Source organism: Paraburkholderia elongata (genome assembly GCF_013177735.1).
Taxonomy (GTDB): Bacteria; Pseudomonadota; Gammaproteobacteria; order Burkholderiales; family Burkholderiaceae; genus Paraburkholderia; species Paraburkholderia elongata.
In genome coordinates this window covers 16,751-30,080 of record NZ_WOEZ01000150.1, presented here as the reverse complement: position 1 = coordinate 30,080, position 13,330 = coordinate 16,751, and the positions used below count along the sequence as shown (strand labels likewise).

General features: G+C 63.4%; 9 protein-coding genes. 5 read left to right on the top strand and 4 right to left on the bottom strand.

From position 1 onward, the window contains the following. Nucleotides 1-82: 82 nt before the first annotated feature. Nucleotides 83-1,510, top strand: a complete 1,428-nt coding sequence (locus GNZ13_RS27330) for an amino acid permease (protein WP_172170395.1) — start codon at nucleotides 83-85, stop codon at nucleotides 1,508-1,510. 98 nt (nucleotides 1,511-1,608) lie between these two features. Here the strand turns inward: GNZ13_RS27330 and GNZ13_RS27325 are convergent, their stop codons facing one another. Continuing rightward, nucleotides 1,609-2,454, bottom strand: a complete 846-nt coding sequence (locus tag GNZ13_RS27325; RefSeq protein WP_172170393.1) for an IclR family transcriptional regulator — start codon at nucleotides 2,452-2,454, stop codon at nucleotides 1,609-1,611. Between the two features lie 217 nt (nucleotides 2,455-2,671). Here GNZ13_RS27325 and GNZ13_RS27320 point away from each other — a divergent pair, with 217 nt between their 5' ends. From GNZ13_RS27320 to GNZ13_RS27305, 4 genes are all read left to right on the top strand, one after another. Beyond that, nucleotides 2,672-4,339 carry a GMC family oxidoreductase gene (locus tag GNZ13_RS27320; RefSeq protein WP_172170390.1) on the top strand — a complete coding sequence of 556 codons (1,668 nt, stop codon included), beginning with the start codon at nucleotides 2,672-2,674 and terminating at the stop codon, nucleotides 4,337-4,339. A 23-nt stretch (nucleotides 4,340-4,362) separates the two neighbouring features. Then, nucleotides 4,363-5,667 carry an MFS transporter gene (locus GNZ13_RS27315; protein WP_172170388.1) on the top strand — a complete coding sequence of 435 codons (1,305 nt, stop codon included), beginning with the start codon at nucleotides 4,363-4,365 and terminating at the stop codon, nucleotides 5,665-5,667. Nucleotides 5,668-5,811: 144 nt separating this feature from the next. Further along, the gene (locus GNZ13_RS27310; RefSeq protein WP_172170386.1) at nucleotides 5,812-6,801 is read left to right on the top strand and encodes an AAA family ATPase; all 990 of its coding nucleotides are present in this window, start codon (nucleotides 5,812-5,814) and stop codon (nucleotides 6,799-6,801) included. Then, nucleotides 6,801-8,558 (top strand): cobaltochelatase CobT-related protein, encoded by a 1,758-nt coding sequence (locus GNZ13_RS27305; protein ID WP_172170384.1) that lies wholly within the window; start codon nucleotides 6,801-6,803, stop codon nucleotides 8,556-8,558. The genes GNZ13_RS27310 and GNZ13_RS27305 overlap by 1 nt, the downstream gene beginning before the upstream one ends. 102 nt (nucleotides 8,559-8,660) lie before the next feature. On the opposite strand, the gene pta is transcribed toward GNZ13_RS27305, so the two are convergent. The 3 genes from pta to phnY all read right to left on the bottom strand — a co-directional run bounded on the left by pta (nucleotide 8,661) and on the right by phnY (nucleotide 13,250). Further along, nucleotides 8,661-9,698: a phosphate acetyltransferase gene (gene pta / locus GNZ13_RS27300; protein ID WP_172170382.1), complete on the bottom strand. Its 1,038-nt coding sequence runs from the start codon at nucleotides 9,696-9,698 to the stop codon at nucleotides 8,661-8,663. 121 nt (nucleotides 9,699-9,819) lie between these two features. Continuing rightward, complete coding sequence (gene xsc, locus GNZ13_RS27295) at nucleotides 9,820-11,622, bottom strand: sulfoacetaldehyde acetyltransferase (protein WP_172170380.1); 1,803 nt, start codon at nucleotides 11,620-11,622, stop codon at nucleotides 9,820-9,822. A gap of 170 nt (nucleotides 11,623-11,792) precedes the next feature. Next, nucleotides 11,793-13,250, bottom strand: a complete 1,458-nt coding sequence (gene phnY / locus GNZ13_RS27290; protein WP_172170378.1) for a phosphonoacetaldehyde dehydrogenase — start codon at nucleotides 13,248-13,250, stop codon at nucleotides 11,793-11,795. Between the last annotated feature and the right edge of the window lie 80 nt (nucleotides 13,251-13,330).

The window sequence follows — 13,330 nt, the reverse complement described above, 5'->3', positions numbered from 1 at the left end:
CGCTCAGGTTCCGGGACTGCACGCAACCGCGCACGCAGCTCCCGCACGACCAGCGCCGGCACCAACAGGATGTGGAGGTGACATGCAGGTATCGAATAAAAGTGAACTGAAGACCGGCCTCAAGGAGCGCCATATGGCCATGATCGCGCTAGGCGGCGTGATCGGCGCGGGCCTCTTTGTCGGCAGCGGCGTCGTGGTCCGGCAGGCCGGCCCGGCGGCGGTTCTGTCGTTTCTGATTACCGGCGGCCTGATCGTGCTAGTCATGCGCATGCTCGGAGAAATGGCGTGTGCCATGCCGGCGGTGGGCTCGTTTTACGAATACGCGCGCCTCGCCTTTGCCGGCAAGCGCGGGCCGGGCAAACTGGCCGGCTTTCTGACTGGGTGGATGTACTGGTATTTCTGGGTCATTGTGGTGGCGGTCGAGGCGGTGGCCGGCGCGAAACTGGTTCAATTCTGGCTGCCGGATACGCCGGCGTGGGCGATCAGTCTCGTGTTGCTGGTCGTGTTGACCGCGACCAACCTGATCTCGGTCGGTAGCTACGGGGAGTTCGAGTTCTGGTTCGCGTCCATCAAGGTGGCGGCGATCATCCTGTTTCTGTTCCTCGGTGCGCTCTATGTGCTGGGTCTGTGGCCCGCGTCGATGCACACCACCGCCGTGATGCCGACGCTGCTTTCGCATGGCGGGCTGATGCCGAAGGGGATCGGGCCAGTGCTGAGCGGCGCCGTTGCGGCGACGGGTTTTTACTTCGGTGCCGAGATCGTCACCATTGCCGCCGCCGAAGCGCATGAGCCGGTCAAGGCCGTCGCCAAAGCCACCAATTCGGTGATCACCCGCGTGCTGATTTTCTATGTCGGCTCGATCCTGCTCGTGGTTGCCCTGGTGCCTTGGGATTCGCCGCGCATGGCCACGCCGTATGTGAGCGCGCTCAGTGCAATGGGTATCCCGGCCGCGGCGAATGTCATGAACGCAATCGTGTTGACCGCGGTGCTGTCCGCGCTCAATTCCGGCCTTTACGCAGCGTCGCGGATGATCTTTGCGCTGACCCGTCACGGCGATGCGCCGGCTGCGCTCGCCAAGGTCAATCGCCGCGGCGTTCCGGTTCGTGCGATCCTGATCGGCACGTTGTTCGGCTATGTGTCGGTCGTCATGTCTTACGTATCGCCGGACACGGTGTTCGCGTTCCTTGTCAATTCATACGGCACGGTGGCCATTTTTGTCTACGTGCTGATCGCAGTGTCGCAACTGAAGCTGCGCGCCCGCCTTGAGCGCGAAGCGCCGGAGATGCTGCGCGTGAGGATGTGGTGCTACCCGTATCTGACTTGTTTCGCGATCGTCGGCATGATCGGCATTCTGGTGGCCATGGCGTTCATACCGGACCAGCGTACGCCGCTGTGGCTCGGGGTGGTGAGTCTCGGCGTGCTGCTCGTGGCGTATGCGTGGCGGGCCCGGAAAAGCGGGGCAGTTTCAGCGGAACCGGAATTCGTGGACTATCAGCCTCACACCCATTGAGGCCTGTCTAACGCGTGCTGTTTGACTGCAGGCGCAGCGGTGGTTCGTTCGCGATCGCCGCTGCTCCCAGCTAGTGGCAGGTTGGTGGCGGGCGCTCTCTACTTCGACACGGCCACCGCCGCCGCTGCTACCGTCGTTGCAGGCTGAAGCAGCGGTCCGATGCGCACGGCGATTTCCTTGAGCTTCGGAACTGCTTTCAACAGATCCTCCAGACTGGCGCGCGCCGTGGGCGCATGAACGGCCAATGCTGCGAGCACACGGCCATCCTCGACATTGCGCACCGGCACCGCGACCGCCACCATGCCGCGCACGAATTCCTCGTTGTCGACCCCGATGCCGCGCATGGCGAGGCGGTCGAGCTCCGCTTCGAGCAGATCGATATCGGTCAGGGTGCGGTACGTCATCGATTTGAGCGGCAAGCGCCGGATGACGAGCCCGCGCTCGGCTGGCGTCATCTGCGAAAGAAACAGCTTGCCGCTGGCGGTGCAATGCAGCGGGACGCGCGTCCCCGGTTGCAGATGCAGACGCAAGGGTTCGCTCGTCTCGACGCGCTCGACGTACAGCACGGTATCGCCGTCGAGTACGGTGAGATTGCAGGTCTCGCCGAGCGACTCCACGAGCGTGCGCAGCAACGAGCGGCACGCACGCGTAAACGTGCTGTTCGCGAGCGTGGTCAGGGCGAGCTGCGCGGCGCGTGGTCCGAGCGTAATGGCGCGATCTGCCCCGCGCGAGTCCGGCATGTGCGTGACGTAACCGCGTGCTTCGAGCGAATCGATCAGGCGCACCAGGGTCGCCTTCGGAATCTGCAGACGTGAGGACAACTGCGAGAGTGACGACGGTTGTCCGGCCGACGCGAGTTGTTCTAGCACGCTAAGTGCGCGCAGGACGCGGGTGTCGTCGGCGGGTTCGTGAGCGGGTGAGGGGAGGTGCGTGGTGTCTCTCATGTCCTTCCCGAGGCGGATGAAGGTGAATGCAGCCCGAACGGATCAGTGACAACCCGGATGAACGCGTGCGGGCAGATTGAATAGTGAAACGAAAAAGTCGGTTTTCGTACCGGATTAATCAATCGTAACCGGATTTGCTTGAAGTCGAAACTGCCATCCAATAAATTGAGACGAAATGATCCGTTTTAAAAGTAAAGGCATCGGCACGGAGACATCAATGGTACGGAGTTTCGATTACGTGGTCGTCGGCGCGGGATCGGCTGGCTGTGTCCTCGCCAACCGCCTCTCTGAGAATGGCCGCTACTCGGTATGCCTGCTCGAAGCCGGTCCGCCCGACCGCTTTCTGTGGATCCATATTCCGATCGGTTACGGCAAAACCATGTTTCATCCGGTCTACAACTGGGGCTTTTACACCGACCCGGATCCGAACATGCACGACCGCAAGCTCTACTGGCCGCGCGGGCGCACGTTGGGTGGCTGCAGTTCCATCAACGGGCTGATCTACATTCGCGGCCAGAAAGAGGATTACGACCACTGGGCCGCGCTCGGCAATCGTGGCTGGAGCTGGAAGGAGTGCCTGCCTTACTTCCGGCGGCTCGAACACAACGAGCTCGGCGAGTCGCCGACACGTGGCGTGGGCGGTCCGTTGTGGGCCTCTACGATCAAACAGCGCCACGAACTCGTGGACGCGTTTATCGCCGCGTCAAATCGCCTGGGCGTCCCAACGGTCGACGATTTCAACCAGGGCGATCAGGAAGGCGTCGGCTACTACCAGCTGACCACGCGGCATGGCTGGCGTTGTTCGACGGCCGTCGCCTACCTCAAACCCGCGCGCAGCCGTCCGAATCTGCAGATCGAGACTGACGCGCTGGCATCGAAGATTCTCTTTGACGGCACGCGTGCTACGGGTATTCGCTATGTGCAGCACGGCAAGGTTCACGAAGTGCGCGCGCAGCGCGAGGTGGTGCTGACCGCAGGCGCGCTGCAGTCGCCGCAATTGTTGCAGGTGTCGGGCGTGGGGCCGGCGACATTGCTCAATGAGTTGGGTATTCCGGTGGTCGCCGATCGAGCGGGCGTCGGCGAGAATCTGCAGGACCATCTGCAGGTACGTCTGACCTATGAAGTGACGCGTCCCATCACGACGAACGACTTGCTGCACTCCTGGACGGGTCGCGCAAAGATGGGTTTGCAATGGGCGCTGTTTCGCGAAGGCCCGCTGTCCGTCGGCATCAATCAGGGCGGCATGTTTTGCCGCGCCTTGCCGGATGAGGCGAAAACGCCCGACATCCAGTTCCACTTCTCCACGCTCTCAGCCGACACCGCGGGCGGCGATGTCCACGCGTTTCCAGGCTGCACCTATTCGATCTGCCAGTTGCGGCCAGAGTCGCGCGGAAGCGTGCGGATCCGCACGAGCGACATGCGCGACGCCCCGTCGATCCAGCCGAATTATCTGGCGACCGATCTCGATCGCCGCACGACGGTCGCGGGGGTGCGTTTCGCGCGTCGTGTCGCCGCCACGGAGCCCATGGCATCGCTGATGAAACGCGAAGTGCGTCCTGGCCGGGAAGCGCAAAGCGACGATGAATTGCTGCACTTTTGCCGCGAATACGGCCAGACCATTTTTCATCCCTCCGGCACCGCGAAGATGGGCGTCGCGAGCGATCCGGGCGCGGTGGTCGACGAACGGTTGCGCGTGTATGGCACGCAAGGATTGCGAGTGGTCGACTGCTCGATCATGCCCACGCTGGTTTCGGGCAATACCAACGTACCGATTGTGATGGTTGCTGAGAAGGCGTCCAGCATGATCCTCGAGGATGCTCGTCTGGGCGACCTTCCGGCCGGGCAAGCGCAATCGCAATCGCCGCGCATGGAAGCGCAGTACTGACACAAAACATTGGAGGAGGCGCTATGGCAATCGATAAGCGGGTTATCCGCCGCGTTGCATTCGCGAGCGTGATCGGCGCGACGGTCGAATGGTATGACTTTTTTCTGTACGGCGTCGTGGCCGGCATTGTGTTCAACAAGCTTTACTTTCCCGCTCACGATCCGCTCGTCTCGACGATGCTGGCCTACGGCACGTTCGCCGTCGGCTTCGTGACGCGGCCGCTCGGCGGCGTGATCTTCGGTCACTTCGGCGACAAGATCGGACGCAAGTCCGCGTTGATCTGCACGCTCGTCATCATGGGGATTTCGACGGCGGGGGTCGCCTTCGTGCCGACCTTCGATCAGATCGGCATCTGGGCGCCCATTCTGCTGCTCGCCTTGCGCGTGTTGCAGGGCATCGGGCTCGGTGGCGAATGGGGCGGCGCGGTGCTGATGGCCTATGAATATGCCCCGCCGAACCGGCGCGGTCTGTACGCGAGCCTGCCGCAGATCGGTTTGTCGATCGGCTTGTGCCTCGCGTCGGGCGTCGTCGCGGGCATTTCCCGGCTGCTGCCGGAAGCGGCGTTCCTCTCATGGGGCTGGCGGGTCGCGTTTGCCGCTTCGTTGCTGCTCGTGGTGCTCGGCCTTTACATCCGCGTCAAGGTGATGGAGACGCCCGAGTTTCTCGCGCTCAAGCGCAACCGCCGCGCCGTGAAAATCCCTTTCGTCGACATGATCACGCGTTATCGCGGTTCGGTGCTGCTCGGCATGGGCGCGCGCTGGATCGACGGGGTGTTCTTCAATATCTTCGCAGTGTTCATGATCGGCTACCTCACGCAGCATCTTTCGATGAGTCGCACGCAAGCACTCACCGGCGTGATGATCGCGGCGATGGTGATGTGCTTCTTCATTCCTTTCTTCGGCAGGATGTCGGACCTGATGGGACGTGCGCGCGTGTATCGCTGGGGCTCGCTGATCTGTGGCGTCTCGGTGTTGCCGGCGTTCTGGCTGATGGAGACTCAGGCCGGCAATACGCTGGCCGTCTGGCTCGGCGTGGTGATTCCGTTCGGCATCTTCTACGCCATGGTCTACGGTCCGGAAGCCGCACTCTTTGCCGAGCTGTTCGATCCGGAGGTGCGTTATACCGGCATCTCGTTCGTGTATCAGTTCTCGGGTATTTTCGCGAGCGGCCTCACGCCGATCATCGCGACGGCGCTGCTGCGCCTGGATGGTGGCAAACCTTGGTACGTGTGCGGCTACGTGATTTTGTCGGCGCTGCTCTCGGCATGGTCGGCGCGAGCGATGGAGCGGCGCACGAAACCCTTCGACGAGATGGCGACTGTACGTTGACCGAGCGGCCTGCCAGGCGAATGCGGACGAAGCGCCGCCCAAGGCGTGAGATTCTGTTTATAATAAAACGGAACAAAATGTACCGAAAATTGAAATTACCCGACTGAGGCGAGCGAACGTTCCCGCAGCGGGGAGGAGAATGAAGTGACTGATATCGTGACTGGCAAACCCGACAGAATGGTCGCAGTACGGACCGTTTTCGGCATCGATTCCAGCCTGATGGTGCCCGCTTTCAGCGAGCGTGACGACCACGTGCCGGAGATCGACGAGGTCTACCGCTTCAATCCGGAGGTGACGCTGGCGATTCTGGCCGGCTTCAGCCGTGATCGCCGGGTGATGGTGCAGGGCTTGCACGGCACCGGGAAGTCGACGCACATCGAGCAGGTTGCGGCCCGCCTCAACTGGCCGTGCGTGCGCGTCAATCTCGACGGCCATATCAGCCGCCTCGATCTGGTCGGCAAAGACGCGATCGTGGTGCGCGACGATCTGCAGGTCACGGAGTTTCAGGAGGGGATCGTGCCATGGGCATTGCAGCGCCCGGTCGCCCTGATCTTCGACGAATACGATGCCGGGCGTCCGGACGTGATGTTCGTGATCCAGCGCATTCTCGAGCGCGACGGCAAATTCACGCTGCTCGACCAGAATCGCGTAATTCATCCGCATCCGTACTTCCGCATGTTCGCCACGACCAATACGGTGGGGCTGGGCAATCTGAACGGTTTGTATCACGGCACGCAGGTGTTGAATCACGCGCAGATGGACCGCTGGAACGTGGTGGCGACGCTCAACTATCTGCCGCGCGCGGAAGAGGCCGGCATCGTGCTTGCGCGAGTCCCGGAACTTGCTGACGAGGCGGGACGCGCGCTGATCGAATCGATGGTGAGCGTGGCGGAGCTTACCCGTAAGGGCTTCGCCAGCGGCGACCTGTCGACGCTGATGTCGCCGCGCACGGTGATCAACTGGGCGGAGAACTGCCAGATCTTCCGCGATCCCGCGATGGCGTTTCGCCTGACCTTCGTGAACAAGTGCGATGAAGCCGAGCGGTCGATCGTGGCCGAGTATTTTCAGCGCTGCTTCGGCACCGAACTCGAGGCCGACGCCAACGTTGAAGACCACCCAGCGGGCATCCGCTGATGGCGTCGGACAGGCAGGTGACCCAGCGGCAAGCGACCCTCCGCGCGGAGCAGCGCGAGGCGCTCTGCGCGGCGGCCGTGCGCGCGCTCACTGGCGACGCCGCTTTGCACTACCGCGAAGGCCGTTTGTGTCGCGATCTGCGGCCTTTGCCCCTGCACGCACCGCATCTGCGCACCGACCCGCAGCAAGACGACTTCGCGTCCTTGCGCGGCGCCGCCGATGGCGCGGCCCTGCGACTCATGCACTCCGACGCGGCGCTGCACAGCCGGCTATACCCGACCGATCCCGTCGAGCGGCTGGTGTTCGAACTGCTCGAGCAACTGAGGTGCGAAACACAGACGCCGCTGGGCATGCCGGGCCTGGTGCAGAACCTGCGCGATCGGTTCGAGGCCTGGTCGCGGGCTTTCTACCGCTCCGGGCTCGCCGAGGACCACCTCGGCATTCTCCTGTACACGGTGGCGCAGATTGCGTGGTCGCATCTGACGGGCTGGCCTGTGCTCGAAGAAACCGAAGACCTGATCGAAGCCACGCGCGCGGCGATCGTGCCGGTGCTGGGCGTGTCGCTGGCGGGATTGCGCCGGCATCGGCAGGAGCAGGGCGCGTTCGCTGTCCACGCGCTCGAACTGGCGAGGTTGGTGGGCGAGATGATCCGTGCCGCCCGTGCAGACGCGCTGGACGATGCACAGGATGACCCTCAGGAGAGCGACGACAAAGCCCCGCGCACGGCGTTCTCGCTCTGGTTCGACGTCGAGGACGACGAGTACAAGGACATGGCCGTTGCGCTGACCGGCCAAAGCCGCGTGCTCGAGGCATCGGAGCAGGGCTATCGCGCCTATACGACGCGCTATGACCGCGAGCTATCTGCGGGCGCGTTGGTCCGCAAAGCCTTGCTCAGCGAGTTTCGCGAACGGCTCGACGAACGCGTCGCCGCGCAGGGCATCAACGTGGCGCGGCTGGCTCACGCGCTGAAGGCGGCGCTGGCGATACCGCAACGCGATGGGTGGTCGTTCGGTGAAGAGCACGGCCGCATCGACGGGCGGCGCCTCGCACAACTGGTCAGTTCTCCCGCTGAACGGCGCCTGTTCCGGCTGGAGCGGAACACGCTCGTGGCGGACTGCGTGGTCGGCTTTCTGGTCGACTGCTCGGGCTCGATGAAAGCGCATATCGAGCCGGTGGCGATCATGGTGGATATCCTCACGCGAGCGCTCGACCAGGCCGGCGTGACCACCGAGGTCCTGGGCTTCACCACCGGCGCATGGAACGGCGGCCGGGCCCGGCTCGACTGGCTGGCGCAGGGCCGCCCTCATCATCCGGGGCGGCTCAATGAACTGTCTCATCTGGTGTTCAAGGACGCCGACCGGAGCTGGCGACGCGCTCGCGCCGACATTGCCGCGCTCTTCAAGGCAGACCTGTTTCGCGAGGGCGTGGATGGCGAAGCGGTCGATTGGGCCTGCGCGCGTCTCGTCGCCCGTCCCGAGGCGCGGCGGATCCTGATCGTGATCTCGGATGGCAGTCCCATGGACAGCGCGACGGGCCAGGCCAACGACACGTTCTATCTCGACAATCATCTCAAGGCCGTCGTGGCGCGCCACGAAGCCTCGCGCGACGTGGAAGTGCTGGGCCTGGGCGTCGGGCTGGATCTCAGCCCGTATTACCGCCGCTGTCTGGCGGTGGACCTCTCGGTGCCGCCCGACATGAAGTTGTTCGCTGAGATTGCGGGTTGGATCGGCGCACGCGGGCAGGCCGGCAGGAGGTAGCCGGTCCCGCGGCCTTAGAGGAATTACAGCAGGAATAACTGGCGCAGAGAACGCAGGATAAGAGCGCAACCAGTCACAACCAGCACGCCGAACACGAGCTGGTCATGACGCGAGCGGCGTGGTGTGGGCGGTCGCCGGCTCAGCCGCGGTTTGCGCCTGCACGGCGGTCACCGCGATCACGTAGTAGATATCGTCCGCGCTGCAGCCGCGCGAAAGATCGTTGGCAGGCTTTTTCAGGCCCTGCAGCAAGGGGCCGATTGCCTTCGCATCCCCGATCCGCTCGGCCAGCTTGTAGCCGATATTGCCGGCCTCGAGGCTGGGGAAAATCAGCACGTTGGCGTGTCCTTGCACCTGCGAGTGCTCGATCTTGCGCATGGCGATCTCGGAGACGAGTGCCGCGTCCAGCTGCACGTCGCCGTCGATCGCCAGATGCGGGCGCGAGGCTGTCACCTGGCGCGTCGCTTCCACGACCTTGTCAACTGCCGCGTGCCGGGCGCTGCCACTGGTCGAGAATGACAGCATGGCCACGCGCGGCTCCTCCATCAGCAGGTTTTGCGCGCTGTCGGCCGCTGCCATTGCAATCTGGGCCAGCTCACCAGCGTCCGGGTCCACCACCAGTGCGCAGTCGGAGAAGATCAGCCCGCCTTTGAGCGTGTGGAAGGGCTCGCACAGCATCATCAGAAAGAAGCTCGACACCAGCTTGAACGAAGGATGAATACCGATGATCTGGATCGCCGTGCGGACTACGTCGGCGGTCGTGTGGACGGCGCCGGCCACCGAACCGTCGGCATGACCGAGCCGCACCATCAGGTTGGCGAAGCAGAGAGGCTTGAGGATTTCCTGCTTGGCTTCCTCCGGCGTCATGCCTTTTTTGCTGCGCAGTGCGAAGAGCGCTTCGGCAAGCGGGGGACCGAGTGGCGAGGTCGCGGGATCCACCAATTCCATGCCGGACAGTTCGATGTTGTGCTCGGCAGCCGCCGCGCGAATGGGCGCGCTCGGGCCCACCAGCACGATGCGGGCGATCCCTTCACGCGTCGCGCGTTGCGCCGCCTCCAGCATGCGGGGATCTTCGGCCTCGCAGAGCACGATGCGTCTCGGCGAAGTGCGGGCGCGTTCGATGATGCGATTGATGGCTTTCATGGCACTGGGTGGCGGTCACGGTTGAAAAAGAGGCCGGAAACGGCAGGGGAAATCCCGTTTCCGGCCCGGCGGGCGCGAGGAAATGTGCTCCCCGCCCCCGGACCTTCAGACAACGGACGGATCAGACATAGTCCTTGTACTTGTCCAGCAGACGCACCGGCTTGGCCAGCGCATCGCGGCGGAACGGATCGCCGAGTTCGCGGGTGCACATGATCTCGATGATGGTGGTCTTGCCGTGGTTCATCTGTGCGTCGATTGCACGTTTCAGCGCCGGGCCGACGTCCTCGAGCCGGTCCACCGTGACACCCTCGGCGCCCATCGCACGCGCGATGCCCGCGAAGCTCTGGTTGTCGAGTTCACCGGCGACGAAGCGGCGGTTGTAGAAGTCAACCTGGTTTTTCTTCTCGGCGCCCCATTGCCGGTTGTGGAAGACCACCGCGGTGACCGGAATGTTGTGACGCACGCAGGTCATGGTTTCCATCAGGCTCATGCCCCAGGCGCCGTCGCCGGCGTAGGAGACAGCGGGGCGATGGGGAGCGGCCACCTTGGCGCCGATGATGGTGGGGAACGCGTAGCCGCAATTGCCCCAGCTCATCGCGGCGAAGAAGCTGCGCGGCTTGGTGAAACGCAGGTAGCTGTTGGCCACCGAGTTGATGTTGCCGATGTCGGTGGAGACCATCACGTCTTCCGGCATGGCCTTTTCGAGTTCGCGCAATACCTGGCGCGGGTGCAGATAGGTGCCGCCTCCGGGCGTGCGCTCATTCTTCTGCTCCTCGATCATGTCGAGACTGTAGGGGTCGCGCTCATGCGTCCAGCCATCCAGTTCCTTCTCCCACGCCGCCTTCTCCGCAGCGATGTGAGCGGCGCGCTCTTCACGCGAGGCGTCGCAGGCGAGGGTGCGGCCTTCGAGGCGCTGCGTGAGTGCAACCGCGGCGGCCTTGGCGTCGCCGCAGATGCCCACGGAGATCTTCTTCACCAGGCCGAGCATTTTGTGGTCGGCGTCGATCTGGATGATCTTGGCGTTCTGCGGCCAGTAGTCCATGCCGTGCTGGGGCAGCGTGCCGAACGGTCCCAGGCGCGAACCGAGCGCGATCACCACGTCGGCGCGCTGGATCAGCTTCATCGCCGCCTTGGAGCCCTGGTAGCCGAGCGGGCCGCACCACAGCCGGTGGTCGGCCGGGAAGGAGTCGTTGTGCAGGTAGCTGTTGACGACCGGCGCGCCCAGGCGCTCGGCCAGCGCCTTGCACTCCTCGATTGCATCGGCCATGACCACGCCGCCGCCGGAGATGATGACCGGGAACTTGGCCTCGGCGAGCAGTTCAGCCGCTTCGTTCAGGCGTTGATCGCCGCCGGGGCCGCGGTCGAGGCGCTGCGGTTGCGGAATCTCGGCCTTGATCTGGCCGTAGAAGTAGTCGCGCGGAATGTTGAGCTGGGTCGGGCCCATCTCGGCCAGCGCACGGTCGAAGCAGCGGCCGGTGAATTCAGCCATGCGCGCGGGATGGGTGACGTGGCCCTGATACTTGGTGAACTCCTGGAACATGGGGAGCTGCTTCGCTTCCTGGAAGCCGCCGAGACCAATGCCCATGGTGCCCGCCTCGGGCGTGATCATAACCACGGGGCTGTGCGCCCAATAGGCCGCGGCGATGGCGGTTACGCAATTGCTGATGCCCGGGCCGTTCTGGCCGATCACCACGCCATGGCGGCCCGATACGCGTGCATAGCCGTCGGCCATGTGGCCGGCGCCCTGCTCGTGCACCACGGGAATGAGACGGATGCCGGCGGGCGCGAAGATGTCCATGGCGTCCATGAAGGCCGAGCCCATGATGCCGAACATGTCGGTCACGCCGTTCGCGGCCAGGGTTTCGACGAAAGCTTCTGACGGGGTCATGGCCTGCGGGCCGCTGATGGGGGTGTGATCGCTCATGAGGACTGTCTCCGATGTTTAACGAAACCGGAACAATTTGTTCCGAAAAGGTGTTATCTAAAATGTAGAGCATGCACCTGCGATGGTCAATAGGTGATGCGAAATAAACGGTACGATTTGTCTCTAAAAATCTATATCTTGAGGTGGGCGGAATGCGCCGGGCACACGGCTCAATCCCACGGCAGCGAATAGGTCTTCACGTTGGTGAAGCTTTTCATCGCTTCCTGGACACCTTCCTTGTAGCCAAGACCCGAATCCTTGATGCCGCCGAAGGGTGTCAACTCGAGCCGGTAGCCGGGTACTTCACGCACGTTCACGCTGCCCACCTGCAGTTCGGCGATAAAGCGCGTGATGTAGTCGAGGCGATTTGTGCAGACGGAAGACGAGAGCCCGTAGTCAGTCGAATTGGAAATCCGGATTGCGTCGTCGATATCGCGAAAGCGGATCACTGGCGACACCGGCCCGAAGGTTTCGTATTTGACGAGCGGCATGTCCGGGCTCACATGATCGAGAACCGTCGGCGAATACAGCGCGCCTTCGCGGAGATTGCCGAGCAGCAAGGTCGCGCCGCGGCTGATCGCATCGTTCACCTGAGCTTCGAAGAATTCCGCTGCGGCTTCGTCGATGACGGTGCCCATGTCGGTCGCCGGGTCGGCGGGGTCTCCATAACGGATGGCCCGGGTCTTCTCCACGAGCAGTTCGACGAAACGGTCGGCCACGGCTTCATGCACCAGTATTCGCTTGACCGCGGTACAACGCTGGCCGGAGTTCCTGTAGGAGCCGGAGACGGCGAGCGTGCTGGCTTCTTCCAGGTCGGCGTCTTCCATCACGATGATCGGATCGTTGCCGCCGAGTTCGAGCACCGCGCGTCGATAACCCATCTTGCTGGCGATAGATTTGCCGATCTGCACGCCGCCCGTGAAGGTGATCAGATCGACGTGCTCGTTCGTGATCAGTTCGTCGGCGATCTCTTTCGGGTCGCCGGTAATGACCTGCAGCATTTCTTGCGGCAGGCCGGCCGCGTAAAGGATGTCCGCGAGCAGGTAGGTGGAGAGCGGCACCTTCTCGGAGGGTTTGACGACGATCCGGTTGTTGGTCGCGATGGAGGGCACGATTTTGTGCGCCACCTGATTCATCGGATGGTTGAACGGGGTGATCGCTGAGATGACGCCGAGCAACGGATCGCGCTGGGTGTAGACGCGGCGCTTCTTGCCGTGCGGCGTGAGATCGCAGGAAAACACCTGGCCGTCGTCCTTCAGCGCTTCATTGGCGCCGAATGTCATGACGTCGGCGACGCGGCCTGCTTCGTATAGCGAGTCTTTCTTGCACAGGCCGGACTCGGCGGTGATCAGATCGGCGATTTCTTCAGTACGCCGACGGACCATGTCCGCTGCACGCAGCAGGATCTGCGAGCGCTCGTAGCGCGTCAGGCGTGCCCGATATTGGTGTGCCCAGGCAAAGGCGTGCCGCACGTCGGCGAGTGTCGCCTTGGGCACCGTGCCGACCAGTTCACCGTTATAGGGATTGAAGACTTCGATGATCTCCGCATGCCGGATTCTTTCTCCGCCGATGCGCAGCGCTTCATGACGAACCTGCGGCGACGGCCGGACTTTCTCGATCGAATTCATGCTGCGCTCCAGCGATAACAGACAGCTGAAGTATTGCGGCTGGCACCGCTAGCCGAGTAGTGCCAGCCGCCGCCAATCGC

What these genes read in the sequence shown, in the direction of transcription:
- GNZ13_RS27330 (WP_172170395.1), top strand. Translation starts at nt 83, where the DNA reads ATGCAGGTATCGAATAAAAGTGAACTGAAGACCGGCCTCAAGGAGCGC.
- GNZ13_RS27325 (WP_172170393.1), bottom strand. Translation starts at nt 2,454, where the DNA reads ATGAGAGACACCACGCACCTCCCCTCACCCGCTCACGAACCCGCCGAC.
- GNZ13_RS27320 (WP_172170390.1), top strand. Translation starts at nt 2,672, where the DNA reads ATGGTACGGAGTTTCGATTACGTGGTCGTCGGCGCGGGATCGGCTGGC.
- GNZ13_RS27315 (WP_172170388.1), top strand. Translation starts at nt 4,363, where the DNA reads ATGGCAATCGATAAGCGGGTTATCCGCCGCGTTGCATTCGCGAGCGTG.
- GNZ13_RS27305 (WP_172170384.1), top strand. Translation starts at nt 6,801, where the DNA reads ATGGCGTCGGACAGGCAGGTGACCCAGCGGCAAGCGACCCTCCGCGCG.
- pta (WP_172170382.1), bottom strand. Translation starts at nt 9,698, where the DNA reads ATGAAAGCCATCAATCGCATCATCGAACGCGCCCGCACTTCGCCGAGA.
- xsc (WP_172170380.1), bottom strand. Translation starts at nt 11,622, where the DNA reads ATGAGCGATCACACCCCCATCAGCGGCCCGCAGGCCATGACCCCGTCA.
- phnY (WP_172170378.1), bottom strand. Translation starts at nt 13,250, where the DNA reads ATGAATTCGATCGAGAAAGTCCGGCCGTCGCCGCAGGTTCGTCATGAA.